General features: G+C 63.7%; 15 protein-coding genes. 13 read left to right on the top strand and 2 right to left on the bottom strand.

From position 1 onward, the window contains the following. Positions 1-479: 479 nt before the first annotated feature. Entirely contained in the window at positions 480-2,924 is a 2,445-nt protein-coding gene (locus AB6O04_RS11240) for a vitamin K epoxide reductase family protein (RefSeq protein WP_368564002.1), read from the bottom strand. Positions 2,925-3,325: 401 nt separating this feature from the next. Here AB6O04_RS11240 and AB6O04_RS11245 point away from each other — a divergent pair, with 401 nt between their 5' ends. From AB6O04_RS11245 to AB6O04_RS11255, 3 genes are all read left to right on the top strand, one after another. Then, positions 3,326-3,766, top strand: a complete 441-nt coding sequence (locus AB6O04_RS11245) for an EF-hand domain-containing protein (protein ID WP_368564003.1) — start codon at positions 3,326-3,328, stop codon at positions 3,764-3,766. A gap of 201 nt (positions 3,767-3,967) precedes the next feature. Next, complete coding sequence (locus AB6O04_RS11250) at positions 3,968-4,510, top strand: GIY-YIG nuclease family protein (protein WP_368564004.1); 543 nt, start codon at positions 3,968-3,970, stop codon at positions 4,508-4,510. A 91-nt stretch (positions 4,511-4,601) separates the two neighbouring features. Beyond that, positions 4,602-8,945, top strand: a complete 4,344-nt coding sequence (locus AB6O04_RS11255) for a DEAD/DEAH box helicase (RefSeq protein ID WP_368564006.1) — start codon at positions 4,602-4,604, stop codon at positions 8,943-8,945. 12 nt (positions 8,946-8,957) lie between these two features. Here AB6O04_RS11255 and AB6O04_RS11260 read toward each other — a convergent pair whose 3' ends face one another. After that, positions 8,958-9,683, bottom strand: coding sequence for a helix-turn-helix domain-containing protein (locus tag AB6O04_RS11260; RefSeq protein WP_368564007.1), 726 nt, complete (start codon positions 9,681-9,683; stop codon positions 8,958-8,960). A 97-nt stretch (positions 9,684-9,780) separates the two neighbouring features. On the opposite strand from AB6O04_RS11260, the gene AB6O04_RS11265 reads away from it, so the two are divergent. The 10 genes from AB6O04_RS11265 (at position 9,781) to AB6O04_RS11310 (ending at position 20,854) form a co-directional block, all read left to right on the top strand. Continuing rightward, a complete protein-coding gene (locus tag AB6O04_RS11265; RefSeq protein ID WP_368564008.1) occupies positions 9,781-9,987 on the top strand; it encodes a hypothetical protein in 207 nt (68 codons plus the stop codon). Between the two features lie 9 nt (positions 9,988-9,996). Then, positions 9,997-10,965: a proline racemase family protein gene (locus tag AB6O04_RS11270; RefSeq protein ID WP_368564009.1), complete on the top strand. Its 969-nt coding sequence runs from the start codon at positions 9,997-9,999 to the stop codon at positions 10,963-10,965. Beyond that, entirely contained in the window at positions 10,962-12,062 is a 1,101-nt protein-coding gene (locus tag AB6O04_RS11275) for an NAD(P)/FAD-dependent oxidoreductase (protein ID WP_368564011.1), read from the top strand. The genes AB6O04_RS11270 and AB6O04_RS11275 overlap by 4 nt, the downstream gene beginning before the upstream one ends. After that, positions 12,059-12,310, top strand: a complete 252-nt coding sequence (locus tag AB6O04_RS11280) for a (2Fe-2S)-binding protein (RefSeq protein ID WP_368564013.1) — start codon at positions 12,059-12,061, stop codon at positions 12,308-12,310. The genes AB6O04_RS11275 and AB6O04_RS11280 overlap by 4 nt, the downstream gene beginning before the upstream one ends. Next, a complete protein-coding gene (locus tag AB6O04_RS11285) occupies positions 12,303-13,625 on the top strand; it encodes an FAD-dependent oxidoreductase (protein ID WP_368564014.1) in 1,323 nt (440 codons plus the stop codon). The genes AB6O04_RS11280 and AB6O04_RS11285 overlap by 8 nt, the downstream gene beginning before the upstream one ends. Continuing rightward, positions 13,622-14,527 carry a dihydrodipicolinate synthase family protein gene (locus AB6O04_RS11290; protein ID WP_368564015.1) on the top strand — a complete coding sequence of 302 codons (906 nt, stop codon included), beginning with the start codon at positions 13,622-13,624 and terminating at the stop codon, positions 14,525-14,527. Before AB6O04_RS11285 ends, AB6O04_RS11290 begins: the two co-directional genes overlap by 4 nt. 1 nt (position 14,528) lies before the next feature. Continuing rightward, complete coding sequence (locus AB6O04_RS11295) at positions 14,529-16,127, top strand: aldehyde dehydrogenase family protein (RefSeq protein ID WP_368564016.1); 1,599 nt, start codon at positions 14,529-14,531, stop codon at positions 16,125-16,127. Further along, the gene (locus tag AB6O04_RS11300; RefSeq protein ID WP_368564017.1) at positions 16,094-17,329 is read left to right on the top strand and encodes a M24 family metallopeptidase; all 1,236 of its coding nucleotides are present in this window, start codon (positions 16,094-16,096) and stop codon (positions 17,327-17,329) included. Before AB6O04_RS11295 ends, AB6O04_RS11300 begins: the two co-directional genes overlap by 34 nt. A gap of 85 nt (positions 17,330-17,414) precedes the next feature. Continuing rightward, positions 17,415-19,205, top strand: a complete 1,791-nt coding sequence (locus tag AB6O04_RS11305) for a DUF885 family protein (protein WP_368564154.1) — start codon at positions 17,415-17,417, stop codon at positions 19,203-19,205. Between the two features lie 77 nt (positions 19,206-19,282). Next, on the top strand, positions 19,283-20,854 hold the full coding sequence (locus AB6O04_RS11310; protein WP_368564019.1) for an APC family permease: 1,572 nt from the start codon (positions 19,283-19,285) through the stop codon (positions 20,852-20,854). Positions 20,855-20,873 lie beyond the last annotated feature (19 nt).

Below are 20,873 nucleotides of genomic sequence, written 5' to 3' on the forward strand. Positions count from 1 at the left end.
TGCCTGCCGAAAACGCCGCACATCCTGTGCGCCGCCCCTGCGGGGTTTTACCCGGCCCGCTCGCCGCGCCTAAACGGGGCCCCGAAGATCAAAAGCGGAACGCCAAAGCCACAGCCACAGCCACAGCCACAGCGAACATAGCTGGACGTCGCTGTATCTTTGCTTCTGCTTCTGCTTCTGCTTCTGCTTCTGCTTTTGCCGTTGCTTTTGCTTTCAGGGGTCCCCTTTAAGGCGCGGTGGCGCCGGTGGGTACAACCCCTTGGGGCGCCGCGCAGGACGCGCGGCGTTTTCGGCAGGCACATGGATGTGCCTTCCGAAAATTCCCACCGGCGACACGCACCCGAAGGGCGCGCCGCCAGGGGTGTGCTTTCTTTGGTTACTTTCTTTGCACAAGCAAAGAACAGTGACGCCCGCTGCAAGCGCGTGAACCATCACTGCCCGTGAGCTATCCGCGTAAGCGCATATCAATACTTCCAACCTCAAACCAACCACCTATTCCAGTCCCCATACCGCAACCGCACCACCCCCCGCGGCAAACTAAACCCAATCAACCCAACCCCACAGACCAAACTCGACCACAGCGACAGCGCACCAGCGTCATAGACGAACGGCGTGATCAGCAACGCAACGCCAAGCAAGATGTTCAACAACCGAACCGGTCGCCCCACTTCCGCCAACGCGGTGACCGCCACCGTGATGGCCAGCGAACCGATCAGATGGTCGGCATTGGCCATGCTGCCTTCCGCGCCGACCGTCAGACGCGTTGTCATCAGCCATAAGCCGATGGCGATGCAGACCAGCAGCGTCCACGGATAGTTGACGCCACCTTTGAGTTTCTCGGCTTGTTTCGCGTCTGGCGCGGCACGATCCGCGTCCGAATCCTCATCGGTATCGCCAGTGAAGAAGATCCAGAGCAGGTTCTTCCCGGCGCGCTTCCGCCGCAGCAGGAACTGTCCGGTCGCGACCAGTTCGTCCAGCGAGTAGGGGATCTGCATCACCATGGCTGCCGCGCCGATCAGGCACAGCGTGCACCACGTGCCGATCACGATGGGCTGAATAATGATGAAGGTGATGGAGACTACGCCCAGCGGCACGATCAGGATGCCAAACAACGTCACCAGCCACGGCATCGTGCGCCAGCGCCGTGTCGAGCCGATGGCGCCGGTGATGATTTCCAGGATGTAGACCAGCGCACCCAGTCCGGCATCGGGCACTGGCCAGGCTTCTGACACGCTGGAGGTGATGATGGTTTCTGTGCCGTTCTTGGGTCCGGGTACGTCGAAGAACGGCTCCCAAACCGTGTTGGCGTGACCCAGTTGATACGCGGCCATGTAGCGCGATACCAGCAAGCCAACCAGTGCCAGCAGCATGATGGGTATTCGTTCGGACCAAGCCGAAGGTGAATACTCCCACCCAGGCGGTATGGTCGGTCCCATCGATTCGGCTACCGGCGAAATACCGGGCGTGGGAGGCAGCGCTACCGCCAGCGCGATGGCGGCGGTGCCTACCAAGGTGTCGTTGAGATACGCGGCGGCGTTGTTGGTCCAGAACACCAGTGGTGCGAACAGTACCCATAAGCCGACGATGGCCGTAAGCCAGCGCAACCAGGCCAGGCGCCAGGACAGCGTCAACAAACCGAACAGCAACAGACACGCGCCGGAGATGAGATCGCTCCAGACCAGTGCAGTGGACATCGTTCCCAGTGTCGGCGGGGAGGCGATCAGCCACGCGCCCAGAGCGGCGATCGACCAAGGACCTGCCAGGTTACTCCGATGCGACAGGCGGAACTCCGCTTCGGCCTGTCGCCGTAACTTTTCCGGCCGCGTATCCTCCTCCTCGGCGGCGCTCAGCCACGCGGGCGGGGTGATGCCGTTGGCCCGATACCATGCAGGCGGATCGCGCTTGAGTGCAGCCACCAGCTGCGGCAGCACGTCGGCGATATTGTGTTTCGGCTCCCAGCCCAGCAGTTCGCGCGCACGACGGATGTCCAGCGCGTAATGATCGCTGGCGATTTCGATCATGAAGGGTTGGATAAAGGGTTTCTCGCCGTGATCGATGGCATCCGGCACCAGTGGCTCGGCCGCGCTTTGCAGCCACGCGCCGGCCTTTGCCAGCGGCGGGGGCAGGCTTAGCGTCTTCCACTCCTCGCCATGGATCAGTTCGCCCAACGCTTCCTGCAGCTCCTGATAGCTCATGGCGTCCGGTTCGCCGACCAGCACGGTCAGATCGCCGGAAAGTTGTGCGCGGCGGTCGATGGTACGGCGGAAGGCATCCACCATGTCGTCCTTGTGGATCATCGACTGACCGGCGTCCAGGTCTCCCGCATATAAATAACTTTTGAAATCGCGCTCGTAGATCCGGGCTATCTGCTGCGCCAGCGTAGGGACGGCCACTTGCTCGTCGTAAAGCCCGGCCAGGTGCAACAGCACGTACGGGATGTCGCCGTGCACGGCGATGACGCGCTCGGCAGCAGCTTTGGACTCGGGATAGGCCCAGCGCGGTCGGATCGGCGCGCTTTCGTCGATGCGCGCACCCGGTGCCGTCGCCTGATGGACCAGCATGGTGCCGGAGTAGACGAACTGTTCCACCTTCAATCCGTGCAGCGCCCGCAGCAAGCGCTGGGTGCCTTCCACGTTGACTTGTTCGTACAGCGATTTGCGCTCGCCAGTGAAATCAAAATACGCCGCCAAGTGCACCACGGCAGCGATATGGTCGCCAAAACGATAGCGGAATTCGCGCATCGCATTCGACACGGACGTATCCGAGGTCAGGTCTATCTTGATCCAGTCGCCGCCATCAGCCGGCTCCGAAACATCCATGCCTACCACGTGATAGTCGGCGCTCAGTGCCGCCGACAATGCAGAACCTACGTTCCCGGCAATGCCGGTGATCAGCACGATGGGCTTGCGAATGGGTTGGGGCATTCGGCCTCCGCGATATCGGAGTGGTCACCGGGCAGTGACGGCACGGCAAGGACGACATGGCAAAGCCGTGCATGTCTCGGCTGGAGTGCTGCCGGAGGGGATCGATAAATCGATGACCGGCGCCGTGCCAACACCAAACCTGAGCAGGCGAATATGCGTCGCCGCCGTAATGATGGCGCGACCGCGATTAAACACCGGTGAAGTGCCGGTTAATGTGGCAGAGATGCTCTTCGCATACCCGGCGCGATCCCAGCGCGATGTGGTTCGTCCTGCATGATTAATGCCGGCAGAAAGTGCGTAGAAAGTGAAGAGCACCCATCCTGGCGCGGCGCACAAATTCACTCTTGTATCACCAGCCTGAGCGCAGCCTTCCCATACCCGAAAACACCGGAGAAATCGCTATGAAGATGAAAGTAATTGGCGCCGCCGCCATTGCGTTCGGTCTGTGCGGCGCGGTGGATACATTCGCTGCCGGCGGCAACAAAGGCGCGGGCGCGGACGACAAGTTCGCCAAGATGGACACCAACGGTGATGGCAAGATCACCGCATCGGAACATTCGTCGGGCGCCAGCACGAAGTTCCAGTCCATGGATACCAATAAAGATGGGTCGGTCACCACCGCGGAGATGGATGCTGCACACGCCGGCAAAGCCGGGGGCATGAAGATGTCGTCGGCCGACAAGATCAAGAAGATGGACACCAATGGTGATGGCAAGCTCAGTGCATCCGAGCACGCAACAGGGTCGCAATCCATGTTTGCGCAGTCCGACGCCAACAAGGACGGCAGCCTCACTGCCGACGAAATGAAAGCGGCTCATAAGAAACACATGGCGGATAAGTAGTAGCCGCTCTGCGGTTTGCTGAGCCCTGTGACCGGCGGGCCCTTCTGGGGCCCGCTTTTTTTAAACTGGCTGTCGCACCAAGTGCGGTGCACGTCCACCATCGTTCTGACTATGCCCAGCCGAGTGTCGACACACGAGCCGCTTCACTCTCCCAGCGTGGGCAGGTGCTACCTGTACATTTTCCCATGCGCTTACGAAGACTTGCTGAAATTAGGGATTTCGCGCGATCCGCTGGACAGGATCCAGGCGTTTTCGCGTCGATACTTCGAGTTCTTCGATCTACAGCGCGGCTGGCTGCTGGAAACCGACAGCGTGCGCGAAGCGCAGGGACAGGAAACCCGACTGAGAAGATCATTGCGCCTGCTCAATGCGCCTGCGCCTCTCCTGGTGCCGGGACGTGCCGCCGGCGCGACCGAGTGGTACCGCGGCGCTTCATCGTTGCTGGAGCAAGCACGGGAAGAGTTCGCCAGCCAGGGATATACCGTTCATAAGCCGCTGGAGAACTGGCTACGGTCCCGATTGGAAGCCCGGCGCAGCGACCTGTATGTGTGGACGGAACGGATGCTGTCCGCAGCGGACAGCGAACCCGGCGACGCCCAGCCTGCTGGCGCAGAACCGCCGCTGCCGCATCGGATGCTGCGCGACGCACTGGACGGTTATGCCGCGCTAGGGATACCTCTGGAAGATGCGCTGCCACCCACGGTTTCCGACTGGTACGCACGCGTCGCAGGTTTTCACACGTAGGTCGGGGCCGCGCTAACGAAGGTGAATGAAAAAAGGCAGGTGTTTACATTCCATAAATTGGCTTGACGCGTATTACCCTCATCTTCCTACGATGCCACTAACTACTTTCCATCCTGCTGTCGCCAACTGGTTCCAGCGCACCTTTCCCGCACCGACACCGGCGCAGGCGGCAGCGTGGCCTGCGATCCGTGCTGGCCGCAACACGTTGGTGGCCGCGCCGACGGGTTCAGGCAAAACCCTGACCGCGTTCCTGGCGGCGTTGGACGAGCTGGTGCGGCAGGGACTGGAGCCCGGCGGCTTGCCCGATGAAACCACGGTGATCTACGTATCGCCGCTGAAAGCGCTGTCCAACGATATTCATCTCAACCTGGAAGCGCCGTTGGCCGGCATTCGCGCCGAACTCGCGCGCCTCGGACTACCCGATGTGGAAATCCGTACCGCCGTGCGCACCGGCGATACGCTGCCCAAGGAGCGCCAGCAGAATCTGCGCAAGCCGCCAAACATTCTGGTCACTACGCCGGAGTCGCTGTATGTGCTGTTGGGGTCCGCGTCCGGGCGCGCCATGTTGTCGCCGGTGCGCACCGTCATCGTCGACGAAATCCACGCAGTCGCCGGCAGCAAGCGCGGCAGCCACTTGGCGCTGTCGTTGGAACGGCTGCAGGCGCTGGCGGGACGGTCGCTGACCCGGATCGGTTTGTCCGCCACGCAGAAACCAATCGATGAAGTCGCGCGATTCCTGGTCGGCGCGGGCGGGCTTGCCGAGGGAGCTCCCGATTGCGAGATCGTGGACATCGGCTACGGCAAACAACGCGATCTGGACCTGGAGCTTCCACCCACGCCCTTGAGCGCGGTGATGTCCAATGACCAGTGGGAACAGGTCTACGCACGCGTCGCGGCATTGGTGCGGGAGCACCGCACCACGCTGGTGTTCGTCAACACCCGGCGCATGGCCGAACGCGCCGCGCGTCACCTGGGCGAATTGCTGGGCAAGGAAGCTGTGGCCGCGCATCACGGCAGCCTGGCACGCGAGGCGCGCCTGGACGCCGAACAACGATTGAAGCGTGGCGAACTGGAGGTGCTGGTGGCAACGGCGTCGCTAGAGCTGGGCCTGGACATTGGCGACGTGGATCTGGTGTGCCAGCTGGGGTCGCCACGTTCCATCGCGACGCTCCTGCAACGCGCGGGCCGCTCCGGACATGCGGTGGGCGGCATTCCCAAGGCGCGCCTGTTCCCGCAATCGCGCGACGAACTGATCGAATGCGCCGCGTTGCTGGACTGCGTGCGCCGCGGTGAACTGGACGCGCTGCATATTCCGCCTGCACCGCTCGACGTGCTGGCGCAGCAGATCGTCGCCGAAACCGCCAGCCGCGAATGGGACGAAGACGAACTCTTCGCGCTGGTGCGTCGTGCTTGGCCATACGCACAGCTGTCGCGCGAAGACTATGCGGCGGTGGTGAAGATGCTGGCCGAAGGTTTCACCACACGCCGCGGCCCGCGTGCCGGCTATGTGCACCGCGATGCCGTCCATCATCGCTTGCGTGAACGCAAGGGCGCGCGCATGACCGCGCTGATGTCCGGCGGCACCATTCCGGAGACCGGCGACTACACCGTGGTGCTGGAACCGGAAGCGCAGAAGATCGGCACCGTAAATGAAGACTTCGCGGTGGAGAGCCTGGCCGGCGATATCTTCCAGCTCGGCAATGCGAGTTACCGCATCCTGCGCGTGGAGCCTGGACGGGTGCGGGTGGAAGACGCCAAAGGCGCACCGCCGAATATTCCGTTCTGGCTGGGCGAGGCACCAGGACGCAGCGACGAACTCTCCAGCGGCGTATCGCGCCTGCGCGCGGACATCGCATCACAAATATCTGCGCACGGAACCGACACCGCGATTCAATGGCTGACTGCCGAAGTGGGCCTGGACGAAGAAGCCGCACGCCAGATCGTCGACTATCTGGCCAAGACGGTAGCGGCGTTGGGCGCGCTGCCCACACAGCAGCGCATCGTGATGGAGCGCTTCTTCGACGAATCCGGCGGCACCCAACTGGTAATCCATTCGCCATACGGGAGCCGTCTAAATCGCGCCTGGGGTTTGGCGCTGCGCAAGCGCTTCTGCCGAAAATTCAATTTCGAACTGCAGGCTGCCGCAACGGAAGATGCCATCGTCCTGTCGCTTTCGACCAGCCACAGTTTCCCGCTGATCGAAGTCTCGCGATATCTGCATTCGTCATCGGCGCTGGATGTACTGGTGCAGGCGTTGCTGGACGCACCGCTGTTCGGTGTGCGTTGGCGCTGGAACGCCACCACGTCGTTGGCGCTGCCGCGTTTCGTTGGCGGCAAGAAAGTTCCGCCACAGTTGCAACGCATGAAATCGGAAGATCTGCTGGCGACGGTATTCCCGGATCAGGTCGCCTGCGCCGAGAATCTGGTGGGCGAACGCGAGGTTCCGGACCATCCGCTGGTCGCGCAAACGCTGCACGACTGCTTGTACGAAGCCATGGACGCCGAAGGCTGGCTGCAATTGCTGCGACGCCTGGAAGCCGGCGAAGTGGAAGTGATCGCGCGCGACCTTCCCGCACCTTCGCCGTTGGCGGCCGAAGCATTGAATGCGCGGCCTTACGCTTATCTGGACGACGCGCCGCTGGAAGAGCGCCGCACCCAGGCCGTGCAGAGCCGGCGCTACACCGATCCCGAAAACGCCGATGATCTGGGCCGGTTGGATCCGGAGGCGATCGAAGCCGTGCGTCAAGAAGCCTGGCCGGAGGCCCGTAACGCGGACGAGATGCACGAGGCGCTAACCGGAATCGGTGTGCTCACCGAAGAGGAAGCGGCCCGCCATCCCGATTGGCTCGCTTGGCTGGGCACGCTGGCTGAAAGTGGACGCGCGACCCGGTTGATCCTTGATGCGACCCACAGCTTGTGGGTAACGGCGGAGCAACTTCCGCAGATCACAGTGTTGTATCCCGAGACCAAAGGGCAGCCTGACATCGCGGCGCCTGCCGAGTTCGCGCAAGTTGCTTGGACGCGGGAAGATGCGCTGCGCGAGTTGTTGCGTTCCCGGCTCACCGCGTTGGGACCAACGCCTGTCGCCGAGCTGTCGGATCCGCTGCGATTGTCGAGCGCGGAAGTGGAAGCCGCACTGCTGGCGTTGCAGACCGAAGGCTATGTGATGCAAGGGCGATTCACGCCGGATGCCTCGGCCGAAGAGTGGTGCGAACGTCATCTGCTGGCGCGCATTCACCGCTACACGTTGAAACGTTTGCGGCGCGAAATCGAACCGGTGGAGCCGCGCGATTTCGCCCGCTTCCTGTTCGACTGGCAGCGCGTCAGCGAATCGACACGCGTCAGCGGACCGGAAGCCTTGTCTGGCGTACTGGCACAACTGGAAGGTTTCGAAGCGCCGGCCGCCACCTGGGAAATGGAACTGCTGCCTACGCGCGTCAAGGACTACGCGATCAGCTGGCTGGACGATCTGTGCACCGCCGGCCGCACAATGTGGACGCGATTGCGGCCCAATGTGGGCGACAGCAGCGCGCGTAGCGGAGGTTCGCTGCGCTCCACGCCCATCCTGCTGCTGCCGCGTCGCACCGCTTCGTTATGGACGCGATTGGCGCCGACTTCCAGCGAGGAAGGCGGCGTCAGTTCCCGCGCTCAACGCGTGGCCGATTACCTGGCACAACACGGCGCGTCCTTCTTCGACGAAATCGCCGATGGCGCGCATCTGCTGCGCACCGAGCTGGAAGATGCGCTGGCGGAACTGGTGATCCGCGGACGTGTTCATTGCGACAGTTATGCCGGCCTGCGCGCGTTGCTGGTGCCGGCATCGAAACGTTCTCCTTCGTCTTCGCGTCATCGTCGTCGCGTGGCCTTGTTCGGTATCCAGGATGCCGGACGCTGGGCATTGATTCGTCCGCCCGTGGTCGCTGCTACCGCGGCCGATGGCAACAAAAACCCGGAGGCGATCGAACACATCGCCCGCACCCTGCTGCGCCGCTATGGCGTGGTGTGCTGGCGCCTTCTGGAGCGCGAAGCCACATGGCTGCCGCCCTGGCGCGAACTGGTCCGCGTCTATCACCGCCTGGAAGCGCGCGGAGAAATCCGTGGCGGCCGCTTCATCGCCGGCATTCCTGGCGAGCAGTTCGCCCTGCCCGACGCGGTGGGGCTGATGCGGCAAGTCCGGCGCCAACCGCTCGACGGCGGTTTCGTCCGCCTGTCCGCATCCGACCCGGCCAATCTGCTGGGCACACTGATCCCGGGCACCAAAGTGCCGCGCGTAGCCGGCTCGCGCGTGCTTTATCGCGATGGCGTGCCCATCGCTACTTATATCGGCGGAGAGGTGGAGTTTCTGGTGGCGCTGAATGAAAGCGAACAACAGACCACACAGCGAGCGCTGGTTTCCGATGCGGTCCCGGGCTTCCGGCCCGTGGTTACCGCGTAGCAAGCCCCAATCCTATTCCAGTAACGGTATTGCGCTATTCCGGTTCAACGCCCGGTAGTCTCGCGGCGTCATGCCCACCATGGCTTTGAACTGACGCGCGAACGCGCTCTGATCGGCGAAGCCGCACGTCAGTCCGATGGAAGCGATGGAGTCGCTGCCATGCAGCAGGCGCATCGCCGCCTCAATGCGCAGCTTGGTCAACAGTTGCTGAGGCGTGATCTGGAATACCCGCCGGAAGTGGCGCTCCAACTGCGATACCGAGACTTCCGCCAGGTCAGCCAGCGTCTGCACGCGCAGGCTTTCGCCATAGTGCGTCTGCATGTGTTCCAGAGCGCGACTGAGACGTTCGTAAGTGGGATGGCGACTGTCGGGCTGACCAAGATCGCGCGATATGCCGATTAATCCGCGCACCTCGCCATCGACGCAGAGCGGGCGCTTGAGCGTCAGACACCATCCGGGACTGCGATTCGGGAACAGATGGACTTCCAACTGGTTCTCGATGATTTCCCCGCAAAGCACGTGCCGATCCTGGACCATGTAGCTTCCGCCCAATTTCAGCGGAAACAATTCCAGTGTCGTGCGCCCCACCACGTCGGCGCGATGCTTCAGGCCCAAGCGCGTGACCAGGGTGAGATTGACGTGGGTGTAGCGCCCTTCCCAATCCTTGACGAAGAACACCACGTCAGGCAACGCATCGAACAACGTCTGTAGTTCGTCGGCGGAAATCGCTACATCCATAATTCGGTGTCTCTCTTGCTGCGGCCATGTCTTGCATCGGCCGGTGGCTCATGGGGAAGGTCCTCCTTGAGTTCGAGCGTCCGCGTGCAGACCCGGCATGTGGCGAATCGGCATTTTTCCCGATTTTCCGCCGGCCGGTCAGGACGCCCCTGACGGCATCGCGATCACCGCTTTCCTCTTAGCGTACTTCGCACAAACACGCCAGCCGGCGACGTGTCCGTTTTCCCGCGCCGTGACCGATTATGCAAAATTCCGCATTTGCGTGGACTATCCGTTGCTAGACCGCGACGGTGTCCGACGGTGAGCATGCGCTATGCATACCGTAGACGTAATCGACTCGCATACCGGCGGCGAACCGACCCGGGTCATCGTGACCGGCTTTCCTGATTTGGGTGGCGGCACGCTGGCCGAGCGCCGGCACAAGTTCCATCAGCAGTTCGATGATTGGCGAAGCGCATTGGCCTGCGAGCCACGCGGTTCCGACACCATGGTCGGCGCGCTGCTGCTGCCCGCCGACGATCCGGCCGCTTGCACAGGCGTCATCTTCTTCAACAACGTGGGCTACCTGGGCATGTGCGGCCACGGCACCATCGGTGTCGTGCGCACGTTGGCGGAGTTGGGCCGGATCGGACCTGGCACCCATCGCATCGAAACTCCGGTGGGCACGGTGGGTGTCGAACTGTACGGCGATGGACGGGTCTCGGTCGCCAATGTGGAAAGTTATCGCCACGCTACCGGGATATCCGTCGAGGTGCCCGGATACGGTGCCGTGCGCGGCGATGTCGCCTGGGGCGGAAACTGGTTCTTCATCACCGACCAGACGCCGGTGCCGTTGTCGCTGGCGCGGCAGCGTGAACTGACCGCCTATACGGAAGCGATCCGGCAGGCGCTGGAAGCCGCGGGCATTACCGGCGCCGATGATGGCGAAATCGATCACATCGAAATCAACGGTCCGTCGCCGGCAGCCGATGCGGATGGACGGAACTTCGTTCTATGTCCCGGCTTGGCTTACGACCGCTCGCCTTGCGGTACCGGCACCAGCGCCAAGCTCGCTTGCCTGGCCGCCGACGGCAAGCTCGCCGAAGGGCAGGTATGGCGGCAAGAAGGCATTCTGGGCAGTGTGTTCGAAGGCACCTATACGGCAACTGCTCGCGGCATTTCGCCACGCATCACCGGGCAAGCCTATCTCACCGCGCGTGCGCAGCTGTTGATCGAACCAGGCGATCCCTTCGCCTGGGGTATCCGTCCCGGCGATCATCCCGGTGAGCAACGCACGGGATGAAGACCTACGACCTGACCGTGATCGGTGCCGGCATCATCGGTGCAGCTTGTGCCGAGGCGGCCGCCGGCGCAGGTCTGCGGGTGGCGATCATCGAGTCAGGCGTTATTGGTGGAGGTTCCACCGCCGCGGCGATGGGGCACCTGGTGGCGATGGACGAAGACCCCGCGGAACTGGCGCTATCGACCTATTCGCTGCGGCTGTGGGACGCCTATGCGGAGCTTCCCGAAGCCGAGTTCAGCCGTTGCGGCACGCTGTGGGTCGCGCGCGACGAGCGCGAGATGGCGAGTATTCCAGCAAAGATTGCGCGCCTGGCGGCGGCCGGATTGCAGGCGCACGCAATCGATGCGAAAGAGCTTTACCGGCGGGAACCGGAACTTGCTTCCGGCATGGCGGGAGGCATGCTGGCGCCTGCCGAAGCGGTGGTCTATCCGCCTCGAATGGCGCGCTATCTGGTTGCGCGCGCCTGCGAAAACGGTGCGCAGTTGTTCGCCGGCCGGCGAGCAGTGGCGCTTACCGATGGCGGCGTAACGTTGGACGATAGCAGCCGCTTCGCCGGACCGGTGCTGGTCGCTACCGGGTGCGCGCTGCAGGAACTGGTGCCTGAGTTGCCGATGCGTTCTCGCAAAGGCCAGCTCGTGATCACCGACCGGTATCCAGGGCTGGTACGCCACCAGTTGTTGGAGCTCGGTTATGCCGACAGTGCGCATGGCAATGCCGACAGCAGCGTGGCCTTCAACGTGCAGCCGCGTCCGACCGGGCAGCTCCTGATCGGTTCATCGCGCGAATTCGATAAGGGTGACCGAAACATATCGGGCGCCTTGCTACGCAGCATGCTGGATCGCGCGTTCGCTTTCCTGCCCATGCTGCGCGACCTGCAGGCGATCCGCGTGTGGACCGGCCTGCGCCCCACCACGCCGGATGGGCGCCCCTATCTGGGCGCGTTACCGCATCACCGCCATACCTGGGTGGCCGCAGGCCATGAAGGTCTCGGCATCACCATGGCGTTGGGTAGCGCGCGCCTGTTGATGGATCTGATGCTTGGCCGCGCGCCCGCCATTGATGCGAACCCGTACGCACCTGCGCGGGTGCTGGCATGAGTGCGACCGGCGTCATCCATCTGCACGTCGACGGACGCGCGGTCGAAGTGCCCGTCGGCAGCAACGTCGCCGCGGCCATCGCAAGGGTGGCGCCGCATTTTCGCCGCTCGTGCACGGGTCAGCCGCGTGCGCCGTTGTGCGGCATGGGTGTGTGTTTCGAATGCCGGGTGGCTATTGATGGCATCGATCAGCTGCGCGCATGCGTCATTCCAGCGTGCGAAGGCATGCAGGTGCACACCGATGTCTGAGCCCTCCGCGCACTACGATGTCCTGATCGTCGGTGCGGGTCCGGCCGGTCTTGCCGCGGCGCGCGCGGCGGCGAGCCATGGCGCACGCGTGGGATTGATTGATGCGCAAGCCCGGCCCGGCGGTCAGGTATGGCGCCACGACATCGCGTCGCCGCCGCCGCGTGCGGCGCGCAGGATGATCGAATCGTTGCCGGAAGGGACCGAATTCCTTGCACAGACCCAAGTGCTGATGGCAGCGGAACGCAGCCTGCTCGTCGAAGCTCCACAAGGTGCTCGCCAGCTCTTCTACCGATCGCTGATATTGGCGACGGGTGCGCGCGAACTGCTGCTGCCGTTTCCCGGTTGGACGCTGCTTGGCGTCACGGGTGCCGGCGGTGCGCAGGCACTGCTCAAACAGGGATGGCCGATGGCCGGCCGGCGCGTGCTGGTGGCAGGCAGTGGGCCGTTGCTGTTGGCGGCGGCGGCAACGTTGCGCGCGCATGGCGCGCAGGTGCTGGGCATCCTGGAACAGGCACCGCGCAGTGCGGTGCTTGGTTTCGCCGCAGGCCTGTGGCGCTGGCCCGGCAAGGCGGTACAAGCGCTGGCGTTGCGCGCGCGCTTGCTCGGCATTCCCTATCGCACCGGCGCGATGGTGAGGGCCGCGTTGGGCGAAGAGCAATTGCATGCCGTAGAGATCGAAAGCGCGCGTGGTGTTGAACGGATCGACTGTGATCATTTGGCAGTGGGCTACGGTCTGGTACCGAATGTGGAACTGGCGCAGCTGCTCGGTTGTCGTCTGCAAGCCAACGGTGCGCATGTACAGGTCGCGGTGGACGAGGCGTTACGCACCAGCGTCGAACATATCTACGCCGCCGGTGAAGTTTGTGGCATCGGCGGCCGCGATACCGCGCTGATCGAAGGCGAGATGGCGGGCCTTCACGCGGTGGGCGCCACGGCTGCCGCAGCCGCGCTGCAATCCCGGCGGCAGCATGCGCGTGATTTTTCCGAACACCTGAGCCGTAGTTTCGTGTTGGGAGCGCGCGTGCATGCGTTGGCAACGCCGGAAACATTGGTTTGCCGGTGCGAAGACGTGCCGCTGTCGGCATTGCGCGGCTTCGCCAGCCTGCGCGCAGCCAAGCTGGCCACGCGTTGCGGCATGGGCGCGTGCCAGGGCCGCATCTGCGGTGCGGCGCTCGCCGAACTGGGCTTGTTCGCTTCCAACGACAAATACGACGACGACGGCCGCGACGGCGGTCGGCGACCGCCGCTGTTTCCCTTACGGCTGGCGACGCTGGCCGAATCTTTTCCCATCGACTCGCAAGGTGCACATTCATGAGCAATGCTTCCTTCTGGCGCGGCGTCCTGCCTGCCATCACCACTCCCTTCACTGCCGACGGCCAGATCGATCACGTCTTTCTTGCCCAGCATGCGCGCACGATGATCGATGTCGGCTGCACTGCCATCGTGCCGCTGGGTTCCCTGGGCGAAGCGGCCACGCTCAGCTTCGACGACAAAGCGGCGATCCTGAAGACGCTGGTGAAGGCGCTGGATGGCCGCGCGCCGGTGGTTCCGGGTATCGCTGCGCTTTCCACCGACGAGGCTGTGCGCCTGGCGAAGGCGGCCAAGGAAATCGGCTGCGGCGGATTGATGGTGCTGCCACCGTATGTGTACTCCACCGACTGGCGCGAGATGGGCGCGCACGTGTGTGCCGTGATCGGTGCCACCGATTTGCCGGTGATCCTGTACAACAATCCCGTTGCTTACAAGACCGACTTCAGCGCGACGAACATCGCCGAGTTGGCTGCTGAATTTCCGAACCTCCAAGCGGTCAAGGAATCTTCCGCCGACGTGCGTCGTTTCGCCGCCATCCAGGAACTCATCGGCGACCGACTGGAACTGTTGGTCGGCATGGACGACGCCATCGTCGAAGGCCTGGGCATGGGCGCGGTGGGTTGGATCGCCGGCTTGGTCAATGCCTATCCCAAGGAGTCGGTGCGGCTATTCGAACTCGCGCGCGACGGCGGCTATCCGGCGGCGAAGAAGCTCTACGACTGGTTCCTGCCGTTGTTGCGCCTGGACACCGTGCCGAAGTTCGTGCAACTCATCAAGCTTGTACAGGAAAAGGTGGGCATGGGCAGCGAACGCGTGCGTGCCCCACGACTGGTGCTGGAAGGCAGCGAGCGCGAAGCCGCGTTGAAGATCATCGACCGCGCCATCGCGGCTCATCCGGGTCGTTGAGATGAGCATCATCGCCGAGCCGCTGCTGATCGCCGGCCAATGGCAGCTTGCACGGGAATCGCTCGGCGCATTTCGTGCCCGTGAACCCGGCACCGGCGATGAGATCGGTCCATCGTTCCCGGTGTGCGGCGCTGCCGACGTCGAAGCTGCGTTGTCCGCGGCGGCGAGCGTCGCCGATGAGTTGGCAGCCGCGGCCCCGGAGCGGATCGCAGCCTTCCTCGAAATTTACGCCGATGCGATCGATGCCGATGCCGACAAGCTGGTGGCGTTGGCGCATGCGGAAACCGCGTTGCCGGCGCCCACGCGTTTGCGTGGCAACGAACTGCCGCGCACCAGCGGTCAACTACGGCAAGCAGCCAAAGCCGTGCGTGGTTATCGATGGACGCAACCGGTTATCGACACTGGCGCCGGACTGCGCTCGCATCTGGCGCCGCTATCCAAACCGGTGCTGATCTTCGGGCCCAACAATTTTCCGTTTGCGTTCAACGCCATCGCCGGTAGCGATTTCGCCTCGGCCATCGCCGCGCGCAATCCGGTGATCGCTAAAGCGCATCCCTCCCATCCGGGCACCAGCCAGCGGCTGGCGCAACTGGCGCACCAGGCACTCATCGACGCGGGCTTGCCGGCCGCCGCCGTGCAGATGCTCTATCACTTCGACAACGCATTGGGATTGGCGCTGGCCGGGGACACGCGCCTGGGCGCGATCGGTTTCACCGGCAGCCGCGGCGGTGGGCTGGCGCTGAAGGCCGCGGCGGATCGCGCCGGCGTGCTGTGCTACGCAGAACTGTCCAGCGTCAATCCGGTGTTCCTGCTGCCGGGCGCACTGGCCGAGCGCGGCGAAGCACTGGCGCAGGAATTCTTTGCTTCATGCACGATGGGCAGCGGACAGTTCTGCACCCATCCCGGCGTGGTGATCGTGCCCCAGGGCGCAGCGGGAGATGCATTCGTCGCCGCGGCGTGCGCGCACATCGCGGCGGCTGGCAGCAGTGTGTTGTTCTCGCAAGGCGTACTCGATCACTTGCATCAGGGTCTTTCGATATTGCGCGAAGCAGGCGCTCGCGTACTAGCGGAAGGCGATGCAGGCGAAGCAGCAGGGTATCGCCACGCACCGACATTGCTCGGCGTGGACGCGGCGACCTTCCTGGCGAATCCGCGCGCGCTGCAAACCGAGGTGTTCGGCCCAGTTAGCTTGCTGGTGCGCGCGTCGGGCAGCGAGGAAATGGCGCAGTTGGCGCGCGCATTCGAAGGCAGTCTGACGGGCACGCTCTACCGCGCGGCCGACGGCAGCGACGATGCGGCATGGTCGCTGATTGCCACGGCGCTACGTCCGCGCGTGGGCCGTTTGATCGCCAACAAGATGCCGACCGGCGTGGCCGTCAGTCCGGCGATGAACCATGGTGGCCCTTTCCCCAGCACTGGTCACCCTGGCTTTACCGCCGTCGGAATGCCGGCCGCGATCCATCGCTTCGCGGCGCTGCACAGCTACGACGGGGTGCCCGATGCGCTGCTGCCGCGGGAACTTCACGATCGTAATCCTGGTGGCGTCCCGCGCCTTGTCGATGGCGAATGGACGACCGCCGATGTGGGAGATTCACTGTGAGCGCTTCGCAGATCGGCGGACTGACGCAACAGCATGCGCTGGCGCAGTTAACGCCCTGGTCGCATCACGCGCCGCCGATCCAGTCCGACGAGTATCAACAGCGCTTGGAAAAAGCACGACGCTTGCTGCATGCGCAGGGCATGGACGCGTTGCTGATCGGCGCGGGTACCTCGCTGCGCTATTTCACCGGTGTGCCCTGGGGTGCGAGCGAGCGACTGGTCGCGATGCTGCTGACACGGACCGGCGATCCGGTGCTGATCTGCCCGGCATTCGAGGAAGGTTCGCTGGACGCGGTACTGAAAATTCCCGTCGAAAAAATGCTTTGGGAAGAGCATGAGGATCCTTACGCATCAGTTGCGCATTCGATGAGTGCGCGCCGCGCCCGCACGCTGGCGCTGGATCCGGTCGCCACGTTCGCGATCGCCAGCGGGCTCGCTGGCCATCTGGGTACCGCCAGCATCGCCGATGCAAGCGCCATCGTCGACGGTTGCCGCATGTGCAAGTCGCCGGCCGAATTGGCGCTGATGCAACAGGCCTGCGACATGACGCTGCATGTGCACCGTCTGGCGGCAGGGCTTGCGCGCGAAGGTCTAGGTACCGATGAGCTGGTGCGTTTCATCGATACCGCGCACCGTGCACTCGGCGCCGACAATGGTTCCACCTTCTGCATCGTCCAGTACGGCCACGCCACCGCGTTCCCACATGGGATTCCCGGCGTACAACACCTGCGTGACGGCGAATTGGTGCTGATCGACACCGGTTGCAGTGTGCAAGGCTATCAGTCGGATATCACGCGGACCTGGATCTTCGGCAAGCCCGATGCCGAACAGCAGCGGATATGGTCGCTTGAACAGGCCGCGCAACAGGCAGCATTCGTCGCCGTGCGTCCGGGCGCTACCTGCGGATCGGTCGACCGCGCCGCGCGCGATGTGCTGGAGCGCGCCGGCCTGGGGCCGGATTACCGCTTGCCGGGGCTGCCGCATCGCACGGGCCATGGTTGCGGCATGAGCGTCCACGAAGCGCCGTACCTGGTCCGCGGCAATACGACGGCGTTGGCGCCGGGCATGTGTTGCAGCAATGAACCGATGATCGTCGTGCCGGAACGTTTCGGTGTGCGCCTGGAGGATCACTTCCATGTCACCGAAGACGGCGCGGCATGGTTCACGCCGCCATCGCCAGCAATCGATCAGCCGTTCGCGTGATGGAGTTGCGTCTATGGGAGTCCACACCATGAACCCGTCGCTACACCCGAACATGCATCGTTGCGTCCGCCGCTATCACGACACGATGACGCATCTCGTCGGCCGCTGCTTGTTGGCGGCCATCATGACAGTGACCGCGACCACTATCCTTGCCCCTGTTTCCGCCGCCGAGCTTTCCACCGGCACGCCGTCCGCCGGCGCTCGCTTCAAGGCCCTTTACGAACGCGAATGGGAGTGGCGCCGCAACGAGTTCGCGGGCGCCGACGACGAGGACAGCCAGGGAAAGCCGGCCGATCATCTGCCGCGTGTCGGTCCTGATGCGCAAGCCGCGCGCGAACGCTACTGGAGCCAGGTGCTGGCGGAGCTGGATGCGATATCGCCGTCCGAGCTCAGCGGCGAAGACCCGGTCAACTACGCGGTCTATCGCCAGCAGGTGGAAAGCCTGCTGACAGACCAGCGCCTGCGCGATTGGGAGATGCCTTTCAACAGCGACACCGCGTTCTGGACCGATCTGGGTTTCACCGCGCGCCGGCCCTTCAACGATGCCGACAGCTATCGCCGCTACCTGGCTCAGCTGGCGGATGTCCCGCGCTACTTCGACGAGCAGATCGCCAACATGCGCGCGGGCCTGGCGCGTGGCTTCAGCGTGCCGCGAGTAACCCTGGCCGGCCGTGATGTCTCGATTGCGGAAGTGGCTGATGCGGCGCCGGAAGACAACCTGTTCTACACGCCATTCAAGCAAATGCCCGCCACCATCCCGGCCACCGAACAAGCACGGTTGCGCGCGGAGGCGATCCAGGCCATTACCGGTTCGGTGCAGCCTGCCTATCGCAAGCTGCTGGTGTTCTTCCGCAATGAATACATGCCGCAAGCACGCAGCACCCTGGCCGCGAAAGCCATGCCGGATGGAGCCGCTTACTACCGGGCGCAGATCCGTAAATTCACCACGTTGGACATGGAGCCGGACGCAGTCCATGCGTTGGGCCTGGAAGAAGTAGCCGAGATCCGCGCGCAGATGGAGCAGACCATCCGCGAAACCGGGTTCAAGGGCAGCTTCGCCGAGTTCCTGCATTTCCTGCGCACCGATCCGCAGTTCTATCCCAAGAGCGCGGACGAACTGTTGATGCGCGCCGCCTGGATAGCCAAGCGCGTTGACAGCAAGATCGGGCGCTACGTTGGTCTGTTGCCGCGCCAGCGTTTCGGGATCCAGCCGGTGCCGCCCGATCTGGCGCCGTTCTATACCGGCGGTCGCGGTGGCCTGGATACTTATTGGCTCAACACCTACAACCTGCCGTCGCGGCCGCTGTACACACTGCCGGCGCTGACGCTGCATGAATCCTCGCCCGGCCATTCGTTGCAGATGTCGCTGGCGGCCGAGCACGAGGGCCTGCCGGATTTTCGTCGCTACACCTACATCTCCGCGTACGGCGAAGGCTGGGCGTTGTATAGCGAGAAACTTGGCGTTGAAATGGGCCTGTACGACACGCCGTACGAGACCTTCGGCTATCTGACCTACCAGATGTGGCGTGCGTGCCGGCTGGTCGTGGACACCGGCATCCATCACCAAGGCTGGACGCGCGAACAGGCCGTGGCCTTCATGCGCGACAACACCGCGTTGAGCGAACACGAAATCGGCACCGAGGTGGATCGCTACATCGCCTGGCCGGGGCAGGCACTGTCGTATTACCTCGGTCAGATCGCGATCGAACGCGCACGCGCCAAAGCCGAAACCGAACTGGGCAGTCGCTTCGACCTGCGCAGCTTCCATGACGCCGTGCTGGCGCTGGGCTCGGTGCCGCTGCCGGTATTGGAGGAACGCATAGACCGCTACATTGACGAGCACCGCAAGTCGCTGACGAACGCAGACGGGCGCTGACTGACGCGAACGATTACTACAGACGTGCAACATCCGGTTGCAGCGCTGTTGACCGTGACCTTTCCACCGGAGGAACCATGGCTCTACAAGGTAAGTTCCAGAAGCGCCTCAGCCTGACCGACCTGACTTTCATCGGGCTCGGTTCGATTTTCGGTTCGGGATGGTTGTTCGCGGCCAGCCACGTCTCGGCCATCGCCGGTCCCGCCGGCATCATCTCCTGGATTGTCGGCGGCGTGGCCGTGCTGCTTCTGGGGCTGGTCTATTGCGAACTGGGTGCGGCGCTGCCGCGCGCGGGCGGCGTGGTGCGCTACCCCGAGTATTCGCATGGCAGCCTGCTCGGCTGGATGATGGGATTCATCACCCTGATCGCGTTTTCCAGCCTGATCGCGATCGAGGTCGAGGCCTGCCGCCAATATGCCGCGGCCTGGTTCCCAACGCTCAACCAGGCAGGCAGCACGCATCCCAGCGTGAGTGGCTGGTTGCTGCAGTTCGTGCTGCTGGTGGTGTTCTTTCTGCTCAACTACTTCAGCGTCAGGACCTTCGCCACCGCCAACAACATCATCAGCGTGTTCAAGTTCCTGGTACCGGTGTTGGTGATCGTGATGTTGATGCTGCACTTCAACACGGACAACTTGCATGTGCAGGGGTTCGCACCTTCGGGCGCGACCGGCGTGGCGGCGGCGATCTCGGCCGGCGGCATCATCTTCGCCTACCTCGGTCTGACTCCCATCGTGTCGGTGGCCAGCGAAGTGCGCGAGCCGCAGCGAAACATTCCGATAGCGCTGATCCTGTCGGTGGTGCTGTCGACGATCATCTACCTGCTGCTGCAGCTGGCGTTCCTGGGTGGCATCCCGACCGAGCAGCTGGCGCAGGGCTGGGGGAGCATCAGCAAGCTCTACTCGCTGCCATACCACGACATCGCGCTGGTGCTGGGCATGGGCTGGCTGGCGGCACTGGTGATCTGCGATGCGATGGTCTCACCCAGCGGCACCGGCAATATCTACATGAACGCAACGCCGCGCGTGATCTATGGCTGGGCGCGCAGCGGTGGTTTCCTGCCGGTGCTGACGCGAGTCGACGCAAAATCCGGCATCCCGCGCCCGGCGCTGTGGCTGAGCTTCGCATTGTCGGTGTTCTGGACCTTGCCATTTCCGTCGTGGGAGACGCTGATACAAGTGGTATCGGCGGCGTTGGTGCTGAGCTATGCGGTGGCCCCGGTCACCGTGGCCGCACTGCGCCGCAGCGCACCGGAACTACCTAGGCCATTCCACCTGCGCGGCATGGCGGTACTCGGTCCGTTGTCTTTCATCGTTGCCGCGCTGATCGTCTACTGGTCCACCTGGAAGACGCTGTCATGGCTGCTCGGCCTGCAGATCGCCATATTCGTGCTCTATGTGCTTTACAAACTGCCCGCACGCGCTGAGCGCGCGCGGCTGTTGCGACAGGTGCACTGCTCGCTGTGGCTGATCGTGTTCTTCGCGCTGGTGCTAGTGGTGTCCTATCTGGGCACCTTTGGCGGCACCGGCTGGATCGCGCACCCATGGGACACGCTGAGCGTGGCGGTGATCGCGTTCTTCATCTATCACTGGGGCGCGCGCACCGGGTTGCGTTCTGACGAACTGGCGTTGGAGGAAGACGATGGCGAGTAGGCAGCGCACGATTAACATT

It is taken from the genome of Pseudoxanthomonas sp. UTMC 1351 (assembly GCF_040948865.1).
GTDB lineage: Bacteria > Pseudomonadota > Gammaproteobacteria > Xanthomonadales > Xanthomonadaceae > Pseudoxanthomonas_A.

Bases quoted from the DNA above. Each gene is read 5' to 3' on its own strand.
- AB6O04_RS11240 (WP_368564002.1), bottom strand. From the start codon at position 2,924: ATGCCCCAACCCATTCGCAAGCCCATCGTGCTGATCACCGGCATTGCC.
- AB6O04_RS11245 (WP_368564003.1), top strand. From the start codon at position 3,326: ATGAAGATGAAAGTAATTGGCGCCGCCGCCATTGCGTTCGGTCTGTGC.
- AB6O04_RS11255 (WP_368564006.1), top strand. From the start codon at position 4,602: ATGCCACTAACTACTTTCCATCCTGCTGTCGCCAACTGGTTCCAGCGC.
- AB6O04_RS11260 (WP_368564007.1), bottom strand. From the start codon at position 9,683: ATGGATGTAGCGATTTCCGCCGACGAACTACAGACGTTGTTCGATGCG.
- AB6O04_RS11265 (WP_368564008.1), top strand. From the start codon at position 9,781: ATGTGGCGAATCGGCATTTTTCCCGATTTTCCGCCGGCCGGTCAGGAC.
- AB6O04_RS11270 (WP_368564009.1), top strand. From the start codon at position 9,997: ATGCATACCGTAGACGTAATCGACTCGCATACCGGCGGCGAACCGACC.
- AB6O04_RS11275 (WP_368564011.1), top strand. From the start codon at position 10,962: ATGAAGACCTACGACCTGACCGTGATCGGTGCCGGCATCATCGGTGCA.
- AB6O04_RS11280 (WP_368564013.1), top strand. From the start codon at position 12,059: ATGAGTGCGACCGGCGTCATCCATCTGCACGTCGACGGACGCGCGGTC.
- AB6O04_RS11285 (WP_368564014.1), top strand. From the start codon at position 12,303: ATGTCTGAGCCCTCCGCGCACTACGATGTCCTGATCGTCGGTGCGGGT.
- AB6O04_RS11290 (WP_368564015.1), top strand. From the start codon at position 13,622: ATGAGCAATGCTTCCTTCTGGCGCGGCGTCCTGCCTGCCATCACCACT.
- AB6O04_RS11295 (WP_368564016.1), top strand. From the start codon at position 14,529: ATGAGCATCATCGCCGAGCCGCTGCTGATCGCCGGCCAATGGCAGCTT.
- AB6O04_RS11300 (WP_368564017.1), top strand. From the start codon at position 16,094: ATGGACGACCGCCGATGTGGGAGATTCACTGTGAGCGCTTCGCAGATC.
- AB6O04_RS11305 (WP_368564154.1), top strand. From the start codon at position 17,415: ATGACGCATCTCGTCGGCCGCTGCTTGTTGGCGGCCATCATGACAGTG.
- AB6O04_RS11310 (WP_368564019.1), top strand. From the start codon at position 19,283: ATGGCTCTACAAGGTAAGTTCCAGAAGCGCCTCAGCCTGACCGACCTG.